Here is a 24,066-nt window from a genome sequence, read left to right as displayed (position 1 = left end):
GTCGTTTGGAACCCCCGCCCCTCTGACCCGTTCCACCGCCGTCCCCTCACAACGAACTGACAATAAAGGAGAACGTCATGCCTGATATTCAACAGGCCAGGATTCTCATCATGGCGACCGACGGTTTCGAACAATCCGAGCTCATGGTGCCGCAGCAGAAGCTCGCGGATGCGGGCGCGAAGGTCGAGGTCGCCGCGCCCAAGTCGCGCATGAAGCCCGACGAGATCCGCGGCTGGGACGAGAAGGACTGGGGCAAGAGCGTGAAGGTCGACAAGGATATCGAGACCGTCGATCCTTCGGCCTACGACGCGCTCGTGCTGCCCGGCGGGCAGATCAATCCCGACAAGCTGCGCGTCGAGCCGAAGGCCATCGAGATCATCCGGGCCTTCTACTCGTCCGGCAAGGTCGTCGCCGCGATCTGCCACGCGCCCTGGCTGCTCGTGGAAGCCGGCCTGATCAAAGGCAAGAAGTGCACGTCCTATCACTCGATCAAGACGGACGTGATGAACGCGGGCGGCGAGTGGCGCGACGAAACGGTGGTGACCGATCAGGGACTGATCACCAGCCGCAACCCGGGCGATCTCGACGCCTTCGTGAAGAAGATCATCGAAGAGATCCGCGAGGGCTCCCATGCCGGCCGCCGGCACGCGGCGGAGTGATCGTCCGTCGCACGGTCCCTCAAACAAAAAGCGACCGGTGGATACCGGCCGCTTTCCTATTCGTCGTTCTGGGAGCGCTTAAGCCTGCTGGATCGCGGAGATCGTCCAGGAACCGCCCTGATTGGAACCGCCCTGATTGGAACCGCCCTGGTCTCGGCGGAACGTCCACAGCTCCCTGGCCTCCTGCGGCTTCGAAGGATCGCCCTCGAGCACGCGGCCGGTCGCCTGATCGGTCGTCACGTCGATCAGCGAGAAGCGCATGGCGACGGTTGCATAATCCGTCGAGCCTTCGCGCCAGGCCTCGGAAAGATCGCCCTGGAGCAGACGCACGTCCGAGACCTTGTTCACGACGCCGCGCGCCTTGTTGTCGTTGAGCTCCTCCTGGATGTAGCCGGCCATTTCCGGCGTCGCCATCGTCCAGAGCTTCTCGATGTCCTGACGGGAATAGGCATCCTGCAGCTCGACGAGCGAGCGTTCGAAGGCGGCGTAATCCTGCTCGCCGATGCCGATCTCGTCGCGCACGGCGGGGCCGCGGGACGAACGGTTCATGCCGCCCAGGGCTCCCCCGAGAGCGCCGCCCCCCAGACCGCCGAGGCCATTGCCCAAGCCGCCACCCAAGCCGCCGCCCAAGCCGTTGCCCGGGCCGCCCCCCATGGGACGACCGCCGGCCGGGGGCACGCTGCCGCCCGTCATGGTGCGATGGACGCCCTGCGGACCCGCATAGGACGGCTCCTGACGGCGGCGGAACCATTTCATGGCGAACGAGATCACGAGCACGATCAGGCCGACCTGGAGCAGCAGTCCCACGACGGACGCGAGACCGGCGAGGCCGCCGAAGAAACCGTTGCCCATGAGCATTCCGAGCAGGCCCGCGCCGAAGAGGCCGGCCATCAGGCCCGTGCCGAAGCCGAAGCGGCGCGGCTGAGCCATGTTGGGGGCCGGGGCGCCGGGCCGGTTGAGGTTCTGACCCTGGTTGGGAATTTGCGAGCGCTGAATGGGTGCGGCGGCATCGGGCGCCGTCCGGGTGGCCGGAGGCGGAGAATAGGTGCGCGCGCCGCGCGATCCGAAGCTGCCCCGGCCTCCGCCGACGCGAGCCTCGGCAGCGCTGCCGGCCAGCACCAGGGCGGCCGCCAGAGCAACCATGACGCGGCTTCGGCGAGAAGCAAATTTCATCATTTTTCGTTTCATCCCTTCGGAGCACGACGCTCCAGGCCTTATGTGGGAACGGTAGCGCTTCTGCAAAAGGGCCTGTCGCGATCAAACGGTCCGAAAACGGCGCACCCGGCGCCGCGCCGCCGCGAACCTGCCTCCCGGACGCAGAAGGCGCGCCACGCCACGGCGCAGGGCATTCGCCTTCCCGCGGACGACGCCTATGATGCGGACGGCCCTCCGCCAGACGGGCGAGCGGGCGAGCCAGGCATGGACATGGTCGCGGATCAGGAGAACCCGGGCATGGCACCAGGCGAACCAGCGGATCGAGAGCAGCTTGTCGCGGCCGATGGCGAAGAGCCGCTCGGCCAGCCCGAGGCCCACCACCTTGGCCAAGGCGAACATCAGGAGGCCTGAGAGGAAATGCCCCTGCCCGAAAAGGTATAGGCCATAGATCTTGAAAGGCTCGATAATCGCGAGAGGGATCAGGAACAGCATCAGGATGCCGACAGGCGGCAGCCTGGCGATCGCGGCCTCGATCCGCCGGATCAGGCCGATCCGCGCCATCGCCTGCACGGCCGGGACCACGAAGGAGCGGAACACGTCGTCGAGCAGAACCGCAACGACGCCCACGATCAGGAGGGGCGCGTTCAGGACGCGCCGCATGCGTCGGAAGGGGTGAACAGGTCGGCCGGCCATGATCCTCACATCGGCCCAGGGTCTGGGCCGCGATTATGGGAAATGTGTGGCTAGCGCATCGTGCGAAAGAGGGGCCCCGGTTTTTCGCCAGAACGATGCGCTCATTCCAAGAAGGGAGCATCGGACCGCGCCTGTTTCCAAGGCCCCGGATCGTCCTCAGCGGCTGTGGTCGGATTTCAGCCGGTCGATGCGCTTCGAGGCCTCGGCCTTGTCGAGCTTCGGATCGAACGCTTCCGGATCGTGGGCCTGTTCGGACAGGGTCTTGAGATAGGAGGCCTGGGCTCCGGTCATGGGCTCGTGGCCCGTGACCCAATCCTCCGGATCCTTGATCCGATTGTCGACGGCATCCGGATCGCGCTTCGGATTATCCGCTTCGTGAGCGGGCCTGTGCTCGCCGGAGCTGCGATTCGGGGCTTTGCTGCGCGAAGCCATGCGGGACTCCTATTGTTCGTGTTTTGTTCTAAAGCGAGAACATCTGAATCAGGGCATTGGTTCCGCAGCGGAATGACGGGCTACTCCCGCCGACTCGTCCCCGTTATCCACAGGTCCGGGTCTCGACTCGCCGCCGGGCTCGTGTTCTTGCTTTGTACGCATGGTGACGAAGGCGGCAATCATGTGCAAGCCGGATGGCCCCCATCTAAGATGGGAGCATCGGATTCGATCCCAAAAGTGGATTCCCCTTTTCACGTCCGATGCCCCGATGCGGGGACGAAGATCCCCTTCGACCGCATTCCCGACGCAGAGGATTTTCGGCATTTTCGACGCGCGACCTGCCCTGGTAACGTCACGCCGTCATGGCCGCACGTGCCGCGGCCATCGACGTCCGCAGAATCCGCTGCGCCTCGAACGCGAATGCCCGGGACGAGCCCGGGCATGACGTTCCGCAAGAGAGATGGGCGAGGCTTTAAGCCGCCTTGGCCTTGGGCTGCACCTCGGCCGTGTAGTCGTCCATCAGCATCTTGGTGATGGCGCCCGGCGTGAAAGTGTAGGAACCGACCTCGGCCACCGGGGTCACTTCCGCCGCGCTTCCGGTGATGAAGCATTCCTGGAAGCCCGCCAGCTCCTCCGGCATGATCCGGCGTTCCGCCACTTCGAGGCCGCGGCGCTTGGCGAGCTCGATCACCGTCTGGCGCGTGATGCCGTCGAGGAAGCAATCGGCGATGGGGGTATGGACCACGCCGTCCTTGACGAAGAACACGTTGGCGCCGGTGCACTCGGCGACGCGGCCCTGCCAGTCGAGCATGAGCGCGTCCGCATAGCCCTTCCGCTCAGCCTTGTGCTTGGAGATGGTGCAGATCATGTAGAGACCGGCAGCCTTCGCGGTGGACGGGGCCGTCGCCGGATCGGGACGGCGGTACTCCGCCATGTCGATGCGGATGCCCTTCATCTTCTGGGCCGGATCGAAGTAGCTCGGCCATTCCCACGCGGCGATGGCGAGGTGGATCTTGTTGGTCTGGGCGGCGACGCCCATCATCTCCGAGCCGCGCCAGGCGACGGGGCGCAGATAGGCGTCCGTCATGCCGTTCTTTTCCAGCACGAGGCGCTTGGCCGCGTCGATCTCGGCGACCGTATAGGGGATTTCGAAATCGAGGATCTGAGCGGAACGCTTCAGGCGCTCGGCATGCTCGATCGATTTGAAGATCTCGCCCCCGTAGGCCCGTTCGCCCTCGAACACACTGGATCCGTAATGGAGGCCGTGCGAGAGGACATGGAGCTTGGCGTCCTTCCAGGGTACGAACTGCCCGTCGTACCAAATCCAACCATCACGTTGATCGAAGGGGGTCGCGGACATCGTTTTCTCCTTAACTGCCGACCTTTGTGGCAAACCGGGGCCGTGAAATTTCCGGTCGCTCCCGTGCCGTTTCGGTTTCATTCGTTTCACGAAAGCGACTTGACGAGTAACAATCGTCCTGAGATATGTCAACAAGGCTGACATAAAATTGGATAGGAACGGTGCCAGACGCGATTCCGGCTTTCAAGAGACAGGTACCCGGAAAAAGCTCCGGAGCGGACATCCTGGCCGAGATGCCGGCCTATGACCTGATCGAGCTGCTCTTCTTCGCCTATCGCGACTTCGTCAGCGATCCCGACCGGATTCTGGACGAATACGGCTTCGGCCGGGCGCATCATCGGGTCCTGCATTTCGTCAGCCGCCAGCCCGGCCTGACGATCGCCGAGCTTCTGGACATCCTCAGGATCACGAAGCAGAGCCTGAACAGGGTCCTGAAGGAACTGATCGAGAAGAACTTCATCGAAAGCCGCATGGGCGTCGCGGACCGGCGCCAGAGGCTCCTTCACGCCACGCCCCAGGGCCATGAGCTCGCCCTGAAGCTCGCCAAGCTCCAGACGCGGCGGATCATGCGGGCGCTGGCGGATGCGGACCCGGCCGCCAAGGAGGCCGTCAGCCGGTATCTCCTGTGCCTGATCGACCCGGACGATCGCGAGCATGTGAAGCGCCTCGTATTCGGGTCGGACAAAACCTGATAAAGCAGGGGCCCCGGAACAACCGTCCTGGAGCCCATGGAAGCGCCCCGCATCGATATTCCCGACCATGCCCCCCACGTCCTGGTGGTGGACGACGACCGGCGCCTGAGAGAACTCCTGACCCGGTTTCTTTCCGAAAACGGCTACCGCGTGACGGCCGCGGCCAGCGCGACGGAAGCGCGGTCCAAGACTGAGAGTTTCCTGTTCGATGCCCTGGTCCTCGACGTGATGATGCCGGGCGAATCCGGCTTCGATTACGCCCGGAGCATCCGGCAGACGTCCCAGGTGCCGATCCTGATGCTCACCGCCCGTTCCGAGACGTCCGACCGTGTGACGGGCCTGGAGATCGGCGCGGACGACTACCTTGCGAAGCCGTTCGAGCCGCGCGAGCTTCTGCTGCGGCTCGGCAATATTCTCAGGCGCGCCGTTCCCGCGCCCGGCGGCCGAGGCGGAGACGTTCCCGAAATCATCCATTTCGGCCCATTTTCCTACCGCTTCGACCGCGGCGAGCTGCGTCGCGGCGAGGAGATCGTGCGCATCACGGAGCGCGAACGGGAGATCCTGACCATCCTCGGTTCGGCGACGGGAGACAATGTCCCGCGCGATGCGCTCGCCGGCAACGGCGCCGCCGCGAACGAGCGCACGGTCGATGTGCAGATCAACCGCCTGCGGCGCAAGATCGAAAATGATCCGGCCAATCCGATTTTCCTGCAGACCGTGCGCGGAATCGGGTATCGTCTCGTCATCGACCGATGAAGATTGGCGCCACCCTTCATTATGCACCGCTCGATCGAGCGGCGCGCTGGTTCGGCAGGTTCCTGCCGAAAGGCCTCTATGCGCGCGCGCTCATCATCATCATCGCGCCCGTCATCCTGCTGCAATCCGTCGTCGCTTACGTGTTCATGGAGCGGCATTACGAACTGGTGACGCGCCGCCTCTCCTCCGCCGTCACGGCGGATATCGCGGCCCTCGTCCAGATCTACGAGAGCTACCCGCAGGACAAGGAGGCGACGACGCTTTCCCGCATCGCGGCCGAAAGCCTCCAGCTCGACGTGGACATCCTGCACAACACGGATCTCCCGCCGCCGGGCCCGAAACCGTTCTTCTCGATTCTGGATGAAACGCTTTCCAACGAACTGCGCCGTCAGCTCGACAACCCCTACTGGCTCGACACGGTGGGACGCTCCAACTACGTGGAAATCCGCGTCAAGCTCGACCAGAACACCGTGATGCGCGTCCTCGCGCGGCGCAGCCAGGCCTATGCATCGAACTCGCACATCTTCCTGGTCTGGATGGGCGGCTCGTCCTTCGTCCTGCTCGGCATCGCGATCCTGTTCCTGCGCAACCAGATCCGCCCGATCCTGCGGCTCGCGGAGGCCGCCGAAGCGCTGGGCAAGGGCCGCGACATCGAGTTCCGGCCCCGGGGCGCGCGCGAGGTGCGTCAGGCCGGCTACTCGTTCATCGAAATGAAGCGGCGCATCGAGCGCAATCTCGAGCAGCGCACGACGATGCTCAATGGCGTCAGCCACGATCTGCGCACCATTCTGACGCGCTTCAAGCTCTCCCTCGCGCTCATGGAGGAAACGCCCGAGATCGAGGATCTCAAGCGCGACGTGGACGAAATGACCCGCATGCTGGAAGGCTATCTCGCCTTCGCGCGCGGCGAGAACGGCGATGCCGGCGAACAGGCCGGGGAGACGGATCTGCGCAATCTCCTCCACGAGGTGCAATCGGATGCCGAGCGCCAGGGCCACATGACGGAACTCACGATCGTGGGCGATCCGATCATCATCGTTCGCCCCGACGCCTTCCGGCGCCTTCTTTTCAATCTCGTCTCCAACGCCGCCCGGCATGGCGACCGCATCGCGATTTCCGCCAATCACGAAACGCGCTGGCTCACGCTGCACGTGGACGACGACGGCCCCGGAATTCCGACCGACATGCGCGAGGAAGTTTTCAAGCCCTTCGTCCGCCTGGACGAGGCGCGCAACCAGGATGAGGGCGGATCGGGCCTCGGCCTGTCCATCGCGCGCGACATCGCGCGCTCCCACGGCGGCGATATCAGCCTGGGCGACAGTCCGCTCGGGGGCCTGCGCGCGACGGTGCGGCTCCCGGCCTAGAGCATCGGATCGTCCGGGACGACGCCTCTCAATAAAGCCTGCCCCCGACCGGCACGTCGCGGTCGGGGCGGATGAGCATCACGTCGCCGTTCGCATCGGGCACGCCGAGCGTGAGAACCTCCGACATGAAGGGGCCGATCTGGCGCGGCGGGAAATTGACCACCGCGAGCACCAGGGATCCGACGAGCTCTTCCATCGTATGGTTCACGGTGATCTGCGCGGACGAGCGCCTGGTGCCGATCTCGGGCCCGAAATCGATGGTGAGCTTGAATGCCGGCTTGCGAGCCTGCGGAAATGGCTCGGCAGCGGCGATTCGGCCGACGCGAATGTCGACTTTCTGAAAATCGTCGAACGTGATCGTCGGCGTCGGCGATTGTGCCTGATCCATGATGCCCCCTCTTTTTCCTTAAATGGCGGCTGCGGGATTATCCGCATCGCCCTCACTGGTCGCACGTTTCTCACGCCGCCTCGACCGGTTTTCCCTCAAGGCGCGTCCGAAGGCGCGGAACGGCGCGGTCAGGCGGCGCAGATCCTCGGCGCCTTCGAGCACACGCTCGCCGCGCCGCAATTCGCGGTCGAGGCGCGCCATGGTCCTGGCGAGAGACGGATCGTCGTCGTGAAGCCAGGTGCGCATCGTGTTGGAGTAGACGAGCACCGCCCCCTGAAGTTTGAGGGTTCCGAGCGGCCCCTCCGTACGGATGCCCGCGGCGGCGAGCATGAAGCGCATGGAGTTGACGGCCACCTGATGGAGAGCGGCCAGGGCGAGCGGGTCGCTTCGAACATCGTCGAAGATCCGCCGGAGCGCCTCCTTGTACGGCTCCAGCGCATCGAAACGGCGCATGAGGACATCGAAGATGCGCTCGCGTGCCGGCTCTCCGGCGAGATCGTCCGTCGTCTCCTCCAGCACCTTGCGGTCGATCCGGCGCGAGAGGCCGCCGAGCACGGCGCCTTTCGACGGAAACGCATCGCGGAACTCGGCGAGCGAGACGCCGGCGGCCGCGGCGATGTCGCCGATCTCGATCTCGTTCCAGCCCCGAGAGGCGGCAAGCCCCATCAGGGCATCGATGATGGCGCTGCGTTTGTCGGCCGGATTTTCCACCGTCATGGCACTCTCCTGAACATCTCATCCGTCCGATGGATCTAGGCGCAATGGTCCGCCTGTCAGCCCGCGAGCTCCCCGGCACGGCGCTTGGCCGCAGCCACGGCCTCGCGCATGAGGTCTTTCAGGCCGTCCGGATCGCGCATGAGGATCTCGAGGGCCGCCGCCGTCGTGCCGCCCGGCGAGGTCACGTTCTGGCGCAGCGTCGCGGGCGGCAGATCGCTCCGGAACAGAAGCTCGCCCGCGCCGGTCACCGTGGCGCGCGCCAGGCGCTGCGCCAGATCCGGAGGCAGGCCCGCCGCGGCTCCCGCTTCGGCCAGACACTCCACGAGATGGAACACATAGGCCGGTCCCGAACCGGAAACGGCCGTGACCGCGTCGATGAGGTCCTCGGACGGCAGCCATTCGACGATGCCGTTGCTCGCCAGCAGCGCGTCTGCCATCAGACGCTGCGTTTCCGACACCTGTGCATTGGCCGCCGCGCCCGTCGCCCCGCGCCCGATGCTCGCGGGCAGGTTCGGCATGGCGCGCACCACGGCGGAGGCGGCGGGAAGGCGGCCGGTCAGGTCGCCGATCGTCTTGCCCGCGAGAATCGAGATGATGAGCGTCTGCGGGCCGAGATAGCCGTTCAACGCGGGCGCGGCCGTCTCCAGCATCTGCGGCTTGACGGCGAGCACGAGAACGTCGGGCCCGGAAGGCTGATCGGACGGATTGAGCGCGATGCCCTTTTCGGCGCACAGACGGGTCATCTCCTCCGAGGGACGGGGATCGATGACCGTCACGCCGGAGGGATTCATGCCGACGTCGAGCCAGCCCTCCAGCATGGAGCCCCCCATCTTGCCGGCACCGACGAGGATGAGGGAGGAAGGCAGACGCTCGGGATGAAGGGACATGACAGATCTTCCGGCAGGTGAATGACGCGAGGGCCGCTACTATTCACAAGCCGCCCTGCCCTGTCGAGGCCGGTATCGGGCCAGAGCCTTAAGCCTCGCCCTCGGTCTCGAACAGAACGCTGTCGAGCGCCTCGCGCGCCGACTTCCCGGCCCAGATCACGAACTGGAACGCCTGGAAGTAGCGTTCGCAGGCCTCGACGGCGACGCGCAGCATGGTCTCGCACTGGCCCTGCGTCGGATCCGCGCCGCCCGCCAGAAGCAGGGAATGACGGAACATCACCACGTTCTCCGAGCTCCACAGGTCGAAATGACCCACCCAGAGCTGCTCGTTGATGAAGGAGATGAGCTGGAGCACATCCTGGCGGCGCCGCTCGGGAACCTTCAGGTCGAAGGCGCAGGCCACGTGAAGCGCCTCCACGTCTTCGATCCACGTGAAGGCGATATCGTAGTCGGCCCAGCGTCCGGCAACGGAGACCGACATTTCGTCAGCTTCCGCCCGATCGAAAATCCAATGTCGCAGCGAAGCCAGCCGCTCGACGACGTCGAGAGGATGTTCAACGCGATCGATTTCGATGTGATGCTGAGACATGTCGACCCAAAAAACTTGTTTGCCTACGTTGTGGCAAACACAACGAGGCAATATTATTTCGTAAATCCGAGCAATATTTGAGAAATACCTCTCGAATACTAAGAAGCATTCGAGATTTGTGTCACGTCATGCCCGAATCAGCTCATGAATCACAGTCTTAGATTTTGCCCCTGCTCACAATGCATCATCCGGACCTGTCCACAACAGGAGGAATGCCTCTGAGGCAGGGCAGCCCTACCTCGAAAGGCGAAGGATCGGACGCGAGACGAGCGGCTCCTCTTCTTTTGGATCCGCCGGATGGACTATGAAGCGGGGGTGGCGGCCTCGCCGGATCGGGCGAGCTTGTCCTCCAGCGCCTTCAGGCGGGCCTCGAGGCGTTCGTTCTCGGCGCGGGCGGCCAGCACCATCTCGCGCAACACCTCGACCTCTTCGCGGGTGGCGACGTCCATGTCCTTGATCAGGCGCTCGAATTGGCTGCGGACCACGGTTTCGACCTCGCGCCTGACGCCCTGGGCGGCGCCTGCGGCATCGGTGGCCAGGCGGGCGAGTTCGTCGAAGATCCGGTTCGAGGATTGAGTCATGATCGATAGGTCCACACCAGTTGAAGAGGCCTCAAAGCCCAGGAAAGGCAGATGTGGGCGCATTCGCCCGAAACTGCAACAGGGTTGACGATCCGTCCCCGCCCGGTCCAATGGCAATGCGTTCACTGAAGGCCGATCATGCCTCTGTCATTCCCTCATATCGACCCCGTCGCCTTCTCCATCGGTCCCTTCGCGATCCGCTGGTATGCGCTCGCCTATGTGGCGGGCCTCCTGGGCGGCTGGTTCTACGCCAAGCGGCTCGCGGCTAAGACGGAGCTCTGGACCCCGCTGCGCCAGCCGAAGCCCACCGATATCGACGATCTCATCGTATGGGTCGCACTCGGCGTCGTCCTGGGCGGACGCACGGGCTATGTCCTGTTCTATAATCTGAGCGCCTATCTTCAGAACCCGCTGGAGGCGCTTGCCGTCTGGCACGGGGGCATGTCGTTCCATGGCGGCTTTCTCGGCGCGGCGCTGGCCCTCGTCCTCTTCGCCCGCTCGCGGGGCCTCAACGCGCTCGCGCTGCTCGACATGGCGTCCGTGGTCACGCCCGTCGGCCTGTTCTTCGGGCGCATCGCCAATTTCATCAACGGAGAATTGTGGGGCCGTCCCGCACCCGATTTTCCCTACGCCATCGTGTTTCCCCACGCAGGGCCCCTGCCCCGGCATCCGAGCCAGCTCTACGAGGCCTTCGGCGAGGGACTGGTGCTGTTCATCATCATGGCGATCGCCGCGCGCCGTTTCGGCTTCCGCCGTCCCGGCCTTCTCGGAGGAATCTTCGTGCTCGGCTATGCGATCGCCCGCATCGTCTGCGAGTTCTTCCGCGAGCCGGATGCGCAGCTCGGGTTCCTGTTCGGCTCCTCGGTCGAGGGTCTAGGAGGCGGCATCACCATGGGCATGCTGCTCTCGGTCCCGATGGCGCTCGTCGGGGTGATCTTCATCGTCATGGCCGCGCGCGGCGCCACGCGTCCGGCGAAAACCGCCGAGGCCGCATGAGGGCCTTTAGCGACCATGTGCGCGCGATGATCGCCCTCGAGGGGCCGATCCCGGTCGAGCGCTACATGAGCCTCTGCCTGAGCCATTATTACGCGACCCGGGACCCCCTGGGGGCGGACGGCGACTTCACCACCGCGCCCGAAATCAGCCAGATGTTCGGAGAGCTGATCGGCCTCTGGATGCTGGAAGTCTGGAACGCCATGGGCCGCCCCGCCCCCGTCCACCTCGTGGAGCTCGGCCCCGGACGCGGCACGCTGATGGCGGATCTCCTGCGCGCGACGAAGCTGCTTCCGGACTTCGGCGCTGCCGTCGAGGTGCATCTCGTGGAGACGAGCCCTGCCCTGCGGCAGCGGCAGCAGGCGACCCTGGCATCCTCGGGGCATCCCGTCCGATGGCATTCGCGGCTGGAGGATGTGCCCGAAGGCCCGATGCTGCTCGTCGCCAACGAGTTCTTCGACGCCCTTCCCGTGCGCCAGTTCCTGGCCACGGAACGGGGCTGGTGCGAGCGCCTCGTCGGGCTCGAAGGCGACCGGCTGATCTTCGGCCTGCGCGGCGAGGCCGACGAGGCGCTCGGCAAGCCGCTGCGGATCGGGGATGTGCTCGAATGGCCCGTCGCGTCCCTCGAGGTCATGCAGGAACTCTCCCGCAGGCTCGCGCGCGACACCGGCGCCATCCTGGCTATCGATTACGGCTATTGGGGCCCCGCCTTCGGCGACACGCTGCAGGCCCTGAAGAAGCACATTCCGGTCGACCCGCTCGGGGATCCGGGCGACGCCGACCTGACGACCCATGTGGATTTTCAGCGCCTGGCGCAGGTCGCCTCCAGGTTGGGCCTTCAGGTTCACGGACCCGGCACGCAGCGCGATTTCCTCCTCGCCCTCGGGGTCGAGGCGCGTGCCGCCTCCCTCAAGAAGCGCGCCACGCCGGCTCAATCGGCCGATATCGATGCCGCGCTCGCGCGCCTGACGGAGCGCGGCGACAAGGGCATGGGAGATCTCTTTAAGGTTTTGGCCGTTACCCATAAGGCTCTCGGAACCGTTCCCGGACTGCCGCCCCGCCCCTTCGCCCCCTAGACGTCGCAGGCCCATGTTCATCCAAGCCCCCGCCCTCGCCTCGCTTCCCCGGATCCGCCATGCCTTCTTCACGCGCGAAGGCGGCGTCTCGGAAGGGATCTACGCCTCGCTCAACGGAGGCATCGGCTCCTCGGACGAGCCCATGCGGGTGAAGGAAAACCGCCGCCGGATGGCGCAGACTTTGGCTGTGCCCCCGGAGGCGCTGATCAGCGTGCACCAGGTACACTCGCCCGATGCGGTGCTCGTGGAAGCTCCCTGGGGCTCCGAGCGCCCGAAGGCCGACGCCATGGTCACGGCGGCCCCGGGCCTGGCGCTTGCCATCACCACGGCGGATTGCGGCCCGGTGCTGTTCGCGGACCCGCAGGGCGGCGTGATCGGAGCCGCGCATTCGGGCTGGCGCGGCGCCGTCACGGGCGTTCTCGAATCCACCCTTCAGGCGATGGAGCGCCTGGGAGCGGAGCGCCGCCGCATCGTCGCCGTGCTCGGCCCCACGATCAGCCAGGCGGCCTATGAGGTGGGGCCGGAATTCGTGCAGCGCTTCGCCGAAGAGGCGCCCGGGCACGAAGGTTTCTTCCGGCCCGGCGCGAAGGCGGGCCATGCCATGTTCGACCTACCCGGCTTCATCGGCGCGCGCCTGAAGGCGGCGGGCGTCGGCACCTTCGTCGATCTCGGTCTCTGCACCTATTCCGACGAGGAGCGGTTCTTCAGCTACCGCCGCACCACCCATCGCCGGGAGCCCGATTACGGCCGCCTGATCTCGGCGATCGCGCTCACTCCCTGATACCCGCCACGTCCGGCGTTTCCCAAGCGAGATGCTGGCCGCCGTCGACGGCGATCATCTGCCCCGTGACGCTGCGTGCTTGCGCGAGATAGACCACGGCCTCCGCGATCTCGTCCGGAGCGCCGCCATGTCCGAGGAGCACGGCGCGGGACTGCTTTCCGAAATCCTCGTCGCCCTGGCGCTCGTTCGCCAGAGTGGGACCGGGACCGACCGCGTTCACGCGGATGCGGGGCGCCAGCGCCTGCGCCATGGTCCGGGTGGCCGTGAAGAGAGCGGCCTTGGTGAGGGTGTACGAGAAGAATTGGGGCGTGAGCTTCCAGACCCGCTGGTCCACGACGTTGACGATGGAGCCCTCCCGGTCGGTTGGCAGCTGCCGTGCGAAGTCGCGTGCGAGAAAGGCAGGAGCCCGCAGATTCACGGCGAAGTGCCGGTCCCAGCGCTCCTGGGAGAGAGTCTCGACCTCGTCGGGCTCGAATTCGGACGCATTGTTGACGAGCAGCGTCAGCGGACGACCCAGGCGCAGGACCGCATCGTCCACCAGGCGCTCGACCACAGTGGCATCGGCGAGATCGCCCTGAACGACGACGGCCCGCCCGCCCGCCGCTTTGATCGTCGAAGCGATTTCCTCCGCCACATCCGTCGAACGGCGGCAGTGAATCGCGACCTCGAATCCCTCCCGCGCGAGACGCTCCACGATGCTCCGGCCGATTCTCATGGCTCCCCCGGTCACGAGCGCAGTCTTAATCATTCTTTACCTTTCGTAATGGTAGCACGTAGCGAGAATTGAGGCCGTTGCCCAGAAAATGACATTTTTTGACCGCGGCCGCGAACTTACTGCCGAGTTGTTCGTTGGGGAGTCCAGCGAGACCATAAGGGGAATGCTCAATTACAACGCCACATTGCTGCCACAGTGCCTTTAGGGTGTTGTGGTTGTCATGTCACAGCCCTCGCCCGGTTGTCGCTCTATAAATGGGTAGTACCCCGTTCGAGCCAGGGGCCCCTGGACGTGCGGAGTATGACATCGATAAGGAAAGAGAAACCATGAAGAAGATTCTTCTCGCTAGCGTCGCTCTCTTCGGCTTCGCCGGTGCTGCCTCGGCTGCGGACCTTCCCGTGCGCGCCGCTCCTCCGGCTCCGATTGTGGCTGCCGTTCCGGTCTTCACCTGGACCGGTTTCTACGTCGGTGTGAACGCCGGCGTCGGCTTCAACAACGGCGACGACGATCTCGTGTTCAACCCGACCACGACGATCTTCGCCGACAGCAACAACGACGCCAGCTTCGTGGGCGGTGGCCAGGTCGGCTACAACTACCAGATGGGCTCCTTCGTGGTCGGCGTTGAAGGCGACCTGCAGTGGGCCGATTTCGGCAGCACCACCTATGACTTCACCGGTGTCGGCGGCGGCCTGTACACCCGCAACTCGGCGGATTGGTTCGGCACGGTGCGCGCTCGCGTCGGTGTCGCGTTCGACCGCGCTCTGATCTACGCCACCGGCGGCTGGGCCTTCACGGACAACCGCAACGGCTGGACGGTCGGCGGCGGCCTCGAGTACGCCATCACCAACAACCTCTCGGCCAAGCTCGAAGGCCTGTACGTGAACCTCGACAGCGACGACTTCACGGTTCCGGGCGTGGTCGGCACGTTCAGCACCGGCGACACCGATTTCGGTGTGGTTCGCGCCGGCCTGAACTACCGCTTCGGCACCTACTAAGATCCGTCGCATCCGCGACTGAAAAGGCCCGGGGAAACCCGGGCCTTTTTTTAATGGGCTTACGCCGTCACCCGGGTCTTGGCGTAGGCGGGAACCCGCGCCTCGAAATCGGCAAGCCATGCCACGAGCTTCGGATGGGTCTCGCGCCAGCGGCCCGCGAACCGGAGATCGAGATAGCCGAGCGCGCAGGCCAGGGCGATATGGCCGACATGCAGCTCGCCTGCGGGCGCCGAGAGATGGGCTTCCGCGTGAGCGAGCCCGCGCTCCACCTTGCCGGCCTGATGACCGACCCATTTGGGCTCGTGCTTGTCTTCAGGGCGGAAGCGGCCCTCATAGACCTGCAGCAGCGCGGCATCCATGATGCCGTCCGCGAGCGCCTGATCGCGCAGGGCCATGAAGCGGGCCTCGCCTGCCGGGAACAGGCGTTCGCCGCCGGCCAGGACATCGAGATACTCCACGATCACGCGCGAATCGTAGAGCGCCTCGCCGTTCTCCAGCACAAGGGCCGGGATCTTCCCCAATGGATTCTGCTGCCGGATGTTGTCCTCGGGGTTCATGGTATCCGCATCGACGATCTGGATGCGGTCCATGAGACCGAGAACATGAGCGGCGATCTTGACCTTGCGGCCGAAGGGCGATGCGGCGGAGGAGCGTAGAACGAGCATGAATGAGATCCTGTCGAGGATTGCGCCTGAGGAAGGCTGCATTCATGCCCGCTCCCGGCGGGGGCGGCAATGCGCCTTATGCAGGAGGCCCGAAGGCTTCGCACCGATAGGCGCCATAGCCGCTCCGTGAAAGACGCTCCGCGAGCGCAGGCAGCAGCAGCTCGGCCTCGCTTTTCAGCGACCAGGGCGGATTGAGCACGAACAGCCCGCTGCCGTTGAGGCGCGACGGATCCAGCGGATCGTCCACGTAGAGTTCCAGGCGCAAGCCGGGGCGCGGGCTCTCCTCGTGCAGGCGCGCCGCCACCGCATCGACCGGCGCCACGCTCTTGATGGGATACCAGCCCACATAGACGCCGGTCGGCCATTTCCTGAGCGCCGCCAGCAGCTCCGCGCCCAGCCGTTCCAGCTCTCCGGGTTTCTCATAAGGCGGATCGATCAGCACGAGCCCGCGCTTCTCCTTGGGCGGAATCAGGGCGTGGAGCGCCGTCCAGCCGTCGAGATGCATCACCTTGAGGTTCGACACCGCATTGAAAGCCTCGCTCAGCACCGCATGGTCGGCCGGATGCAGTTCGACGAACACGCCGCGATCCTGCCGCCGCAGAAGCTCGCGCACGATGCCGGGCGAGCCGGGATAGATGCTTTCGCCGTGCCGGGCGCGCACATCCGCCATCACGTTGCGATAGGGCGCGAGGATCTCCTCGACCTCCGGAGCGAAGGGCTCGTCGAGGCGGCCCACGCCGTCGACCCACTCGCCCGTTCGCCCGGCCTCGTCCCCCGTCAGGTCGTAGAGCCCGATTCCGGCATGGGTGTCGATGACGCGCAACGGCGTCTCCTTCCGCTGCAGATAGACGAGGATCCGCACCAGGAGGGCGTGTTTCATGACGTCGGCGAAGTTGCCGGCGTGGAAGGCATGACGGTAATTCATTCTTCAAGTCCTAGAGCATCGGACGCAAAAGTGGGAACCGGTTTTGCGTGAAAAGATGCTCAAGCAAGGAGCGCATCGGGCGCAAAAGTGGGCACCGGTTTGCGTGAAAAGATGCTCGAAAACATCAACTTACGGCATCGGATGTGGATTCGATGTCGCGTCCGATGGTGTCGCGCATCGTGCGGACAAGCGGATGCGCGTTGCGGGCAGGCGATGCGCCCGCCCGGCCGGTTCAGCGGAGCGCCGGAACCGCAATTTCGCCGGCGCGGCACCCGCCCCGATCCACTTCGGGACATTGGCGGAACCCGCGAAGATCCTTGTCGAGGCAGATCCGGACCTCCTGAAAGGTGCGTCTTTCGCAGGACACCGCAATCATGTCGGGGCGAAGGCCGGGATTCACGCTGATGAAGGCGCGCTCGATTTCGCTCGGAAGAACCTGCGAACTGTCGTGCAGCGCCTTGAAACTGTCGGGAATTCGCACCAGATCGCGCGCGCGCCGGACGGCGTTGAAATAGCCGCTCGGGCTTTCTCCGGAGCAGCTTCCGTGCTTGCGCCACTGATAGCGCGCGAGGTTATCGTTGGGGAAGAGCCCTGAGTTTTCTCTGATGGTTGTGCTGGGCACGAAGCGTCCGCCCGGCTCGCAGAAACTGGGATAGCCCTGCTCCCACTGAGGCCAGAGCCCGTGCACGACGAAACCAAGGCCGCTTCCGGCATCGCATTGCCGGCTCTTCCGGCCGCTGATCTCGCAATAGCCGGGCGACCATGACAGGGCGAGCACGTAGAAATCGAACTGCCCCATGGGGGCTCCCCTCACCTCGCGCGGCACCTGTGCGGCGCAAGGGAGGGACCACAGAAGGCACGCCCCCGCGAGGGCGAGATACCGTCTGACGATCAAGGCCCAGCCTGCTTGCAATGTGGGGCGTAGGCGTAGTGGCGGTCGAAGCCGTCCACGCAGGAATCGGTTCCCCAGCCGAAGCCGATGAAGCCGAGATCCTCGCGGATGGAGAAGTTCACCTTGTGCCGGTAACCGTCGGAGACGACGACCGTGCCGGTGCAGTAGCGGCGCGGAATGTAGTCGAGGCCCCAGGGCCGCCAGGCAACCTGCTCCACGCGCTCGAAGGAAAGGATCTGGAGGTCGGAGTTCCAGAACCGGCGCTCCTTGGTCGCGAAACGCGATGCGATGTCGCCGAGAACCGCCGGATCGGCGCAGGCCGGAAGGCTCGCGTGGTACGGCCTCGGCGAAAGCACGCTGGACTTCTCGCGCCGTTCGGCCGGGTTGATCTCGCGAGAGAACGCGGGCGCGCTGACTATCAGGCAAGAGATAAGAGCCGCCAGCCACTTCATTTCCACTGCTCCAACAGATCGACGGATTGATATCACATCGACCATGTGGGCGGCGGCCCGGAACGTCAAGGCTCCGCTTGCGGTTTAGTAGGCGGCGTGTCCGTTCAGCACCAGGGGCTGCCCTGCGGAAGGCCTCATCGGCCGCGGCGCATAGGTCTGCTGCGGCGAAGACCCGCCATATCCGGGCGGCGGCGGGGGCGTGTAGACATCAGGCGCGGAAGCGCCGGAATAGCGCTGCGCGGGCGGCGCCACGGGAGCGGAGACCACGGGAGCGGAAACCACGGGTGCGGCCATCGGGGCCCCGATTGGGGCGCCCATGGGCGAACCCATCGCGTAACCGGCCGCCGCGCTCTCCTCCGGCATGTCCTGCTCCAGGTCCGCGGACGGCAGGTCGCCTTGAGCGTTGGCGCTCCGGAGGAGCTCGCGGCTCCGCTCGGGGTCGATTCGCGGCGTGAACTTGATGATCGGCTTGCAGATGCGGCGGTCGCCGCGGGGATCGTGCCGCGCCAGATCGATGTGGATATGATTGTAATGGTAGGCGTCGGATCCCGGAGCGAGGACCGTCGTGAAATAGCGGCAGGCGCCCACAAAAGCCTCGCGCAGGAAATCCTGCTCCGCGGGATTGCCCTTCCAGCCCTTCTCCACGGGGATTTCGCGGCCGTCGGCCAGGACGAAGGCCATCACGTCGAGCGCATTGCCGAAGGAATGCTCGGAGAGCTTGGACCCCCGCTGATTGTTGCGCGGGCGGCAGGAATAGGAGCCCGCCTTCAGGTCGACCACCGGGATTCCGAAATACATGACGGCCGCGGGCTTCACGATCTCCTCGAGCCATGTGTCGATCCGGGGGATGATCGGACAGGCGAGCGTCACATTGGATTTCAGCCCGACCTCGCCGTTGCTGAAGGCGGCGACCTTGAAGGGATGATCCATGCCGCAGACGCCGGGCCCATCGATCTTGGACGACAGGGCCATATAGGCCGTGGGCTGCACGAGACGCTGCGCCAGGCAGGCCTCCTCGGCCTGCGCGCGCCAGGGCTCGCGCTGTTCGAACCGAAACAACCCGCAACCGGTCAGCCCGAGCCCAACGAGCGATAGGACAAAAAACGCAACAAATCCACGACGCATGGGCGCAACCTAAGGCGCGCCGGGTAAACATCCCGTCAACGTCGCCCATGCCCGTCAGAGCCGGGCCGCAGGCCCTCCGGAGATGAAAAATTTTCGCGGGATCCTCGGGACCGGACCCCAGCAAAGTCAATAGTTTAACGATTTGTTAACCATTCTGCGGGATCGTGTTCACCTTTGCCGCACCCGGGGCGCCCTTTTCAGCCCCCCTCTATCCTGATAGGCTACCTCTCCATACAGATAGGGGCCATGTCATGAAATTGACGTCGAATTTCGATTGGGCCGGCAAGCTCAATATCGCTGCGGCCTGCCTTTCCTTCTCGTTCATTTGTGCGACCGTCGCCGGACTTTTCTGAAAGCGGCCCCAGCCTCCAGGGGCTTCCCACCATCCGAGTTCCATTCGTTCCGACGCTGCCGCTTCCGGCGGCGTTTTTTATGCCTCCGGGCACGGCGTCGACGTGATGTTCCAGGACATCACGTTGATCTCCATCCGGCACTGCGCGAGCCGGGGACCGTCGGCCGTCTTCAGACAGACGGTCTCTCCCTGAGGGACCATCCTGCCCTGAGCGCGGCAATAGCAGTCGAGGGGGTTGTGATCGGGAGCCTGCGCAGACTGAGCGGCAGGCGTGCCGGCCGGGAGCGGGAGAAGAAGCGAGAGAAGGACCAAGACGTTCGGCATCGACGCCTCCGCTTGTCGTCTGGGAGCAATCGTCCTCCTCGCGGGCCGGGAGGTCAAGGGCGATGCCGGATAGGCCGGCGCCTCACCCCCATCGTCCCGCGGCCTCGTCGTCGCTGCCCTTCGCGTCGACCCAGGCGCCCACCGTGCCGTCGGTCAGATGCTCGCGCTTCCAGAACGGCGCGCGGGTCTTGAGATAATCCATCATGAACTCGGCCGCCTCGAACCCCGCCCGGCGGTGGGCGCTCGCGGCCAGGACCAGCACGATGGGCTCTCCGGGACGGATCAGGCCGAAGCGATGGACGACCGTGAGCCCCAGCAGGGGCCAGCGCGCCTCCGCCTCGCGGGCGATGCGGGCGATCTCGGCCTCGGCCATGCCGGGATAATGCTCGAGTTCCAGGGCGGAGAGCCGGCCGCCCTCGTCCCGGCAGAAGCCCGTGAAGGCCACGATGGCCCCGATATCGCCACGCTCCGCCGTCAGGGCCGCCGTCTCGGCGGCGGCGTCGAACGGCTCGGCCTGGATCCGGACGGCAGCCATCGTTTTCTACCCGCCGGTCATGGGCGGGAAGAAGGCGATTTCCCGCGCCCCGGCGATCGAGGACTCGGGCTTGACGTGCACATGATCGACGGCGGCGCGGACGATGGCCTCGTTCTCGAAGGCATAGTCGTATTCCTCGCCCCTTGTCTTCAGCCAGCGCACGAGATCGGCGACGGTGGCGACACCCTCGGGCAGATCGATGGTCTCGTCCGTCTTGCCGACCCGCTCGCGCACCCATGCGAAATAGACGAGCTTCATCGGGTCAGCCCTCATCGACGACATGCTTGATGCCGGTCTTGAAATAGTCCCACCCGGTATAAAGCGTGAGCAGGGCCGAAACCCACAGGAGCACGCGCCCGATCAGGACGGTGCCGGGCAGCACCGTTTCGCCCGCCGGTCCGGCGATCAGGAAGCCGAGGGAGAGGAGCTGGAACGTAGTCTTCCACTTGGCGACCCGGCTCACCGGCACGCCCACCTTCAGCTCCGCCAGGAACTCGCGCAGGCCCGACACCAGGATCTCCCGGCACAGGATGACCAGGGCCGCCCAGATGTCCCAGCTCTGGATCGTCTTGTCGGCGACGAGCATGAGGAGGCACGCCGCGACGAGGAGCTTGTCCGCGATCGGATCGAGCATCCGGCCCAAAGCGGATTGCTGGGAGAAGGCCCGCGCGATGTAGCCGTCGAAATAATCGGTGATTGCGGCCAGGGCGAAGACGGCGAGCGCGAACCAGCGTGAATAATGGTCCTCCGGCCAGAACAGCAGGCCGACGACCGCCGGCACGGCCACGAGTCGGCCATAGGTGAGCAGATTGGCAAGATTGAAAGCCTGGGACCGGCGCATGGAACGTGCAGTGCTCATAGGTTAGGCAGGAAGCATGTCTCGCCTTGCTCCGTCAACCGCGAGACAGGCCACATTGCCGTTATCGCAAGCCTTTACCCCCGCTCGTGGAAGAAATCGTACACGGCGCGGGCCGTGGCGGCGTTCACGCCGGGGGCCTTCATGAGGTCCTCCAGAGCTGCGCGCTGGATCGCCTTCACGGTTCCGAAATGGTGCAGGAGCGCCCGTTTGCGAGTGGGGCCGATGCCGGCGATCTCGTCGAGCGGGTTCTTGACCATCTCCCGCTTGCGCTTGGCCCGGTGGGACCCGATGGCGAAGCGGTGGGCTTCGTCGCGCAGGCGCTGCACGAAATAGAGGGCCGGGTCGCGTGGCGGCAGCTTGAACGGGGGCTGGCCGACCTTGAAGAAGGTTTCGCGCCCCGCGTCCCGGTCGCGCCCCTTGGCGATGCCGACGAGGGCCACGTCGTCCTCCCCGACCCCGACCTCCGCGAGGGCCTGGCGGGCAGCTTCGAGCTGCCCCTTGCCGCCGTCGATCAGGACGAGATCGGGCCAAGCCGGGAACGCGTCGTCGAAACCGGACGCCGCGTCCGCGTCCGTGGCCGCCTCCTGCCCGCCCCCTCCCCTCGGCTCCTCCTTCACGAGCCGCGCGAAGCGCCGCTGGAGCATCTCGCGCATCATGCCGTAATCGTCGCCGGGCTTCAGGTCCTCCGACTTCATGTTGAAGGTGCGGTAATGCTGCTTCATGAAGCCGTTTGCGCCCGCCACCACCATGGCGCCGACCGCATTGGTGCCCATGATGTGGGAGTTGTCGTAGACCTCCACGCGCTTGGGCGCCTTGCTCATGCCGAAGGCCTGGCCCAGCGAGATGAGCAGCTTCTGCTGCGAGGCCGTGTCGGCCAGGCGTCTGCCGAGCGCCTCCTTGGCGTTGCGCAGAACGTACTCGATGAGCTGGCGGCGCTCGCCGCGCTGGGGCGCGTGAATTTCCACGCGCGTCTCGCCCCGGGTCGAGAGCGCGGCCGCCATCAGCTCCGCATCCTCGATCTCGTGGGAGAGCAGGATCAGGCGCGGCGCGGGCTTGTCGTCGTAGAACTGGGCCAGGAAGGAGCCGAGCACCTCGTCGGGCGTCATCGACTTGTCGGCCTTCGGAAAATATGCGCGGTTGCCCCAGTTCTGCCAGTTGCGGAAGAAGAACACCTCCACGCAGAACTGCCCCGCCTGCTCGTCGAGGGCGAACACGTCGGCCTCTTCCACGGATTGCGTGTTGATACCCTGCACGCCCTGGATCGCCGACAAGGCGGCGAGCCTGTCGCGGCAGCGCGCGGCGCGCTCGAATTCGAGTTCCTCGGCCGCCTGCTGCATTTCCTCCGTGATGCGCTGCTTCACGGCATTCGACTTGCCGGACAGGAAGGCCCGCGCCTCGCTCACCAGCGAAGCATAGTCCTCCGACGAGATCTCGTGGGTGCACGGCCCCGAGCAGCGCTTGATCTGAAACAGCAGGCAGGGCCGCGTGCGGTTCTCGAAATAGCTGTCGTTGCACGAGCGCAGCAGGAACGCCCGCTGCAGGGCGTTGATGGTGCGGTTGACTGCCCAGACGCTGGCGAAGGGCCCGTAATAATCGCCCTTCCGCTTGCGGGCGCCGCGATGCTTCACGAGCTGCGGGGCCGCGTGTTCGGCGGTGAGCAGGATATAGGGCAGAGACTTGTCGTCCCGCAGAAGCACGTTGTAGCGGGGCTTGAGCTGCTTGATGAGGTTGGCCTCCAGCAGCAGCGCCTCCGTCTCGGTCGCCGTGGTGACGAACTCCATCGAGGAGGTCTCGGCGATCATGCGGGCGATGCGGTTGGAATGGGCCTGGCCCCGGGCATAGGAGCCGACGCGGTTCTTCAGGCTCTTGGCCTTGCCCACATAGAGCACGTCGCCCTTCGCATCGAACATGCGGTAGACGCCCGGCGCATTGGGCAGCGTGGTCCAGAACCGGCGGATGACCTCGGTGCCCCGCTGAACGGAACCAGGGTTGGCCTCGAGGTCGAACTCGACATCCGAGCCGCTTTCCACGGCCACGCTGTCGTCGTCCTCCTCGTTGTCCAGGATATCGGGCGGAACGTCGTTATAGGTATTGCGACTCATGAGGGAGATTTAAGCATTGGCAGCCCTTGAGGAAAGTGCGGCTAGAGCATCGGACCCAAAAGTGGAATCCACTTTTGGGATCAATCCGATGCTCCCTTCTTGGAACGAGCGCATCGTTCTTGCGGAAAGCCGGGTCCACCTTTCCGCACGATGCGCTAGGACGAATCCACATTCAGCACAGCCAGAGCATGATGGCGGCGAGGTGGATGAAGGCGAGGAAGTGGCAGGCGCGCCGGTCGTACCGGGTTGCAAAGCGTCGGCAGTGCTTGAGCTTGTTGAAGCAGCGTTCGATCCGATTGCGCAGTTTGTAGGCGGTGGCGTCATGGGCAATCGGCTGCTTGCGCGATCGGCTTGAGGGAATGACCGCCTCGGCGCCCATCGCCGCGATGGTCTGGCGCAGCTCGTTGGTGTCATAGGCCCGATCGGCCAGGACGGACCGGGCCTGGAAGCCGTCGAGCAGCGCCTTGGCGCCGAGGCAGTCGTGGCGCTGGCCGGCGCTCAGCAGGAAGCGCAGCGGTCGGCCGAGGCCGTCACAGATCATGTGGATCTTGGTGGTCAGACCCCCGCGGGAACGCCCCAGCGCCTGAGTGGCGGCCCCCCTTTTCCGGCGGCGGCCTGCTGATGGACGCGCACCAGGGTGGTGTCGAGCATGAGATAGTGATTGTCGCGATCCTTGATCAGCTCGGCAAACACCTGCTCCCAGACCCCGGCCTTGGTCCAGCGGGTAAAGCGGGCGTGGACGCTCTTCCATTTGCCGTAGCGCTCGGGCAGATGCTGCCAGAATGCTCCAGAGCGCAGCACCCACAAGACGCCGTTGACGAACAGGCGGTTATCCGCCCCGCTGCGGCCGGGGTCGCCCACCTTGCCCGGCAGCAGGGGGGCGATGCGCCGCCACTGGGCTTCGCTCAGTTCGTATCGCTTCACACCCATCGTCCGGCTCCGAATCAAACCACCTGCAACCCAGTGAGTCAGCTTTCTTCGCTCGTGTGAATCCTGAATGTG

General features: G+C 65.4%; 28 protein-coding genes and 1 pseudogene. 8 read left to right on the top strand and 21 right to left on the bottom strand.

Translation table 11 applies throughout. From position 1 onward, the window contains the following. The first annotated feature begins 77 nt into the window (after positions 1 to 77). Positions 78 to 659, top strand: coding sequence for a DJ-1/PfpI/YhbO family deglycase/protease (locus RE429_RS06445; RefSeq protein ID WP_414473505.1), 582 nt, complete (start codon positions 78 to 80; stop codon positions 657 to 659). Between the two features lie 78 nt (positions 660 to 737). Here RE429_RS06445 and RE429_RS06440 read toward each other — a convergent pair whose 3' ends face one another. The 4 genes from RE429_RS06440 to RE429_RS06425 form a co-directional block, all read right to left on the bottom strand. After that, on the bottom strand, positions 738 to 1,802 hold the full coding sequence (locus RE429_RS06440; RefSeq protein ID WP_414473504.1) for a Tim44 domain-containing protein: 1,065 nt from the start codon (positions 1,800 to 1,802) through the stop codon (positions 738 to 740). Between the two features lie 114 nt (positions 1,803 to 1,916). Beyond that, the gene (locus RE429_RS06435) at positions 1,917 to 2,507 is read right to left on the bottom strand and encodes a hypothetical protein (RefSeq protein ID WP_414473503.1); all 591 of its coding nucleotides are present in this window, start codon (positions 2,505 to 2,507) and stop codon (positions 1,917 to 1,919) included. Positions 2,508 to 2,663: 156 nt separating this feature from the next. Further along, positions 2,664 to 2,939 (bottom strand): DUF3072 domain-containing protein, encoded by a 276-nt coding sequence (locus tag RE429_RS06430; protein ID WP_414473502.1) that lies wholly within the window; start codon positions 2,937 to 2,939, stop codon positions 2,664 to 2,666. A 472-nt stretch (positions 2,940 to 3,411) separates the two neighbouring features. After that, complete coding sequence (locus tag RE429_RS06425; RefSeq protein ID WP_370436537.1) at positions 3,412 to 4,299, bottom strand: branched-chain amino acid aminotransferase; 888 nt, start codon at positions 4,297 to 4,299, stop codon at positions 3,412 to 3,414. 161 nt (positions 4,300 to 4,460) lie between these two features. Here RE429_RS06425 and RE429_RS06420 point away from each other — a divergent pair, with 161 nt between their 5' ends. From RE429_RS06420 to RE429_RS06410, 3 genes are read left to right on the top strand one after another with little or no spacing between them, the layout of a single operon-like run. Further along, complete coding sequence (locus tag RE429_RS06420) at positions 4,461 to 4,991, top strand: MarR family winged helix-turn-helix transcriptional regulator (protein ID WP_414473501.1); 531 nt, start codon at positions 4,461 to 4,463, stop codon at positions 4,989 to 4,991. A 36-nt stretch (positions 4,992 to 5,027) separates the two neighbouring features. Continuing rightward, on the top strand, positions 5,028 to 5,747 hold the full coding sequence (locus RE429_RS06415; protein ID WP_414473500.1) for a response regulator: 720 nt from the start codon (positions 5,028 to 5,030) through the stop codon (positions 5,745 to 5,747). Next, on the top strand, positions 5,744 to 7,111 hold the full coding sequence (locus RE429_RS06410) for an ATP-binding protein (RefSeq protein WP_414473499.1): 1,368 nt from the start codon (positions 5,744 to 5,746) through the stop codon (positions 7,109 to 7,111). Before RE429_RS06415 ends, RE429_RS06410 begins: the two co-directional genes overlap by 4 nt. A gap of 28 nt (positions 7,112 to 7,139) precedes the next feature. Here RE429_RS06410 and RE429_RS06405 read toward each other — a convergent pair whose 3' ends face one another. From RE429_RS06405 to RE429_RS06385, 5 genes are all read right to left on the bottom strand, one after another. Beyond that, entirely contained in the window at positions 7,140 to 7,499 is a 360-nt protein-coding gene (locus tag RE429_RS06405; protein ID WP_414473498.1) for a tRNA-binding protein, read from the bottom strand. An 18-nt stretch (positions 7,500 to 7,517) separates the two neighbouring features. Continuing rightward, complete coding sequence (locus tag RE429_RS06400) at positions 7,518 to 8,216, bottom strand: TetR/AcrR family transcriptional regulator (RefSeq protein ID WP_414473497.1); 699 nt, start codon at positions 8,214 to 8,216, stop codon at positions 7,518 to 7,520. Between the two features lie 56 nt (positions 8,217 to 8,272). After that, complete coding sequence (proC, locus tag RE429_RS06395; RefSeq protein ID WP_414473496.1) at positions 8,273 to 9,103, bottom strand: pyrroline-5-carboxylate reductase; 831 nt, start codon at positions 9,101 to 9,103, stop codon at positions 8,273 to 8,275. An 88-nt stretch (positions 9,104 to 9,191) separates the two neighbouring features. After that, the gene (locus RE429_RS06390; RefSeq protein WP_414473495.1) at positions 9,192 to 9,692 is read right to left on the bottom strand and encodes a YbjN domain-containing protein; all 501 of its coding nucleotides are present in this window, start codon (positions 9,690 to 9,692) and stop codon (positions 9,192 to 9,194) included. A gap of 302 nt (positions 9,693 to 9,994) precedes the next feature. Further along, on the bottom strand, positions 9,995 to 10,273 hold the full coding sequence (locus tag RE429_RS06385) for an accessory factor UbiK family protein (RefSeq protein WP_414473494.1): 279 nt from the start codon (positions 10,271 to 10,273) through the stop codon (positions 9,995 to 9,997). A gap of 138 nt (positions 10,274 to 10,411) precedes the next feature. On the opposite strand from RE429_RS06385, the gene lgt reads away from it, so the two are divergent. Genes lgt through pgeF form a run of 3 tightly spaced genes read left to right on the top strand, consistent with a single transcriptional unit; the run spans position 10,412 to position 13,123 of the window. After that, the gene (gene lgt, locus RE429_RS06380; protein ID WP_414473493.1) at positions 10,412 to 11,269 is read left to right on the top strand and encodes a prolipoprotein diacylglyceryl transferase; all 858 of its coding nucleotides are present in this window, start codon (positions 10,412 to 10,414) and stop codon (positions 11,267 to 11,269) included. Beyond that, positions 11,266 to 12,342 carry a class I SAM-dependent methyltransferase gene (locus tag RE429_RS06375; RefSeq protein ID WP_414473492.1) on the top strand — a complete coding sequence of 359 codons (1,077 nt, stop codon included), beginning with the start codon at positions 11,266 to 11,268 and terminating at the stop codon, positions 12,340 to 12,342. Before lgt ends, RE429_RS06375 begins: the two co-directional genes overlap by 4 nt. 13 nt (positions 12,343 to 12,355) lie before the next feature. Then, positions 12,356 to 13,123, top strand: coding sequence for a peptidoglycan editing factor PgeF (gene pgeF, locus RE429_RS06370; RefSeq protein ID WP_414473491.1), 768 nt, complete (start codon positions 12,356 to 12,358; stop codon positions 13,121 to 13,123). Here the strand turns inward: pgeF and RE429_RS06365 are convergent. Continuing rightward, positions 13,113 to 13,871: an SDR family oxidoreductase gene (locus tag RE429_RS06365; protein ID WP_414473490.1), complete on the bottom strand. Its 759-nt coding sequence runs from the start codon at positions 13,869 to 13,871 to the stop codon at positions 13,113 to 13,115. The genes pgeF and RE429_RS06365 overlap by 11 nt on opposite strands. 293 nt (positions 13,872 to 14,164) lie before the next feature. Between RE429_RS06365 and RE429_RS06360 the strand changes: the two genes are divergently transcribed. After that, positions 14,165 to 14,833 (top strand): outer membrane protein, encoded by a 669-nt coding sequence (locus RE429_RS06360; RefSeq protein ID WP_414473489.1) that lies wholly within the window; start codon positions 14,165 to 14,167, stop codon positions 14,831 to 14,833. 59 nt (positions 14,834 to 14,892) lie between these two features. Here the strand turns inward: RE429_RS06360 and RE429_RS06355 are convergent, their stop codons facing one another. The 11 genes and pseudogenes from RE429_RS06355 to RE429_RS06305 all read right to left on the bottom strand — a co-directional run bounded on the left by RE429_RS06355 (position 14,893) and on the right by RE429_RS06305 (position 23,994). Continuing rightward, on the bottom strand, positions 14,893 to 15,498 hold the full coding sequence (locus tag RE429_RS06355) for a glutathione S-transferase (protein ID WP_414473488.1): 606 nt from the start codon (positions 15,496 to 15,498) through the stop codon (positions 14,893 to 14,895). A gap of 76 nt (positions 15,499 to 15,574) precedes the next feature. Then, entirely contained in the window at positions 15,575 to 16,423 is an 849-nt protein-coding gene (locus tag RE429_RS06350; protein ID WP_414473487.1) for a 23S rRNA (adenine(2030)-N(6))-methyltransferase RlmJ, read from the bottom strand. A 232-nt stretch (positions 16,424 to 16,655) separates the two neighbouring features. Beyond that, positions 16,656 to 17,318 (bottom strand): ribonuclease T2 family protein, encoded by a 663-nt coding sequence (locus tag RE429_RS06345; RefSeq protein ID WP_414473486.1) that lies wholly within the window; start codon positions 17,316 to 17,318, stop codon positions 16,656 to 16,658. Next, on the bottom strand, positions 17,315 to 17,767 hold the full coding sequence (locus tag RE429_RS06340; protein WP_414473485.1) for a hypothetical protein: 453 nt from the start codon (positions 17,765 to 17,767) through the stop codon (positions 17,315 to 17,317). Before RE429_RS06340 ends, RE429_RS06345 begins: the two co-directional genes overlap by 4 nt. 84 nt (positions 17,768 to 17,851) lie before the next feature. Further along, positions 17,852 to 18,892: an extensin family protein gene (locus RE429_RS06335; RefSeq protein WP_414473484.1), complete on the bottom strand. Its 1,041-nt coding sequence runs from the start codon at positions 18,890 to 18,892 to the stop codon at positions 17,852 to 17,854. 430 nt (positions 18,893 to 19,322) lie between these two features. Then, on the bottom strand, positions 19,323 to 19,568 hold the full coding sequence (locus RE429_RS06330) for a hypothetical protein (RefSeq protein ID WP_414473483.1): 246 nt from the start codon (positions 19,566 to 19,568) through the stop codon (positions 19,323 to 19,325). A gap of 82 nt (positions 19,569 to 19,650) precedes the next feature. After that, positions 19,651 to 20,103, bottom strand: a complete 453-nt coding sequence (locus tag RE429_RS06325) for a molybdenum cofactor biosynthesis protein MoaE (protein WP_414473482.1) — start codon at positions 20,101 to 20,103, stop codon at positions 19,651 to 19,653. A gap of 6 nt (positions 20,104 to 20,109) precedes the next feature. Beyond that, positions 20,110 to 20,361, bottom strand: coding sequence for a molybdopterin converting factor subunit 1 (gene moaD, locus RE429_RS06320; RefSeq protein WP_414473481.1), 252 nt, complete (start codon positions 20,359 to 20,361; stop codon positions 20,110 to 20,112). Between the two features lie 4 nt (positions 20,362 to 20,365). After that, a complete protein-coding gene (pgsA, locus tag RE429_RS06315) occupies positions 20,366 to 20,944 on the bottom strand; it encodes a CDP-diacylglycerol--glycerol-3-phosphate 3-phosphatidyltransferase (protein ID WP_414473480.1) in 579 nt (192 codons plus the stop codon). Positions 20,945 to 21,036: 92 nt separating this feature from the next. Continuing rightward, a complete protein-coding gene (uvrC, locus tag RE429_RS06310; RefSeq protein ID WP_414473479.1) occupies positions 21,037 to 23,064 on the bottom strand; it encodes an excinuclease ABC subunit UvrC in 2,028 nt (675 codons plus the stop codon). Between the two features lie 172 nt (positions 23,065 to 23,236). Next, a pseudogene (locus tag RE429_RS06305) lies at positions 23,237 to 23,994 on the bottom strand (IS5 family transposase). Between the last annotated feature and the right edge of the window lie 72 nt (positions 23,995 to 24,066).

Source organism: Microvirga sp. M2 (assembly GCF_047497095.1).
In the GTDB taxonomy this organism is placed as follows: domain Bacteria; phylum Pseudomonadota; class Alphaproteobacteria; order Rhizobiales; family Beijerinckiaceae; genus Microvirga.
This window is presented reverse-complemented; position numbering and strand designations above follow the sequence as displayed.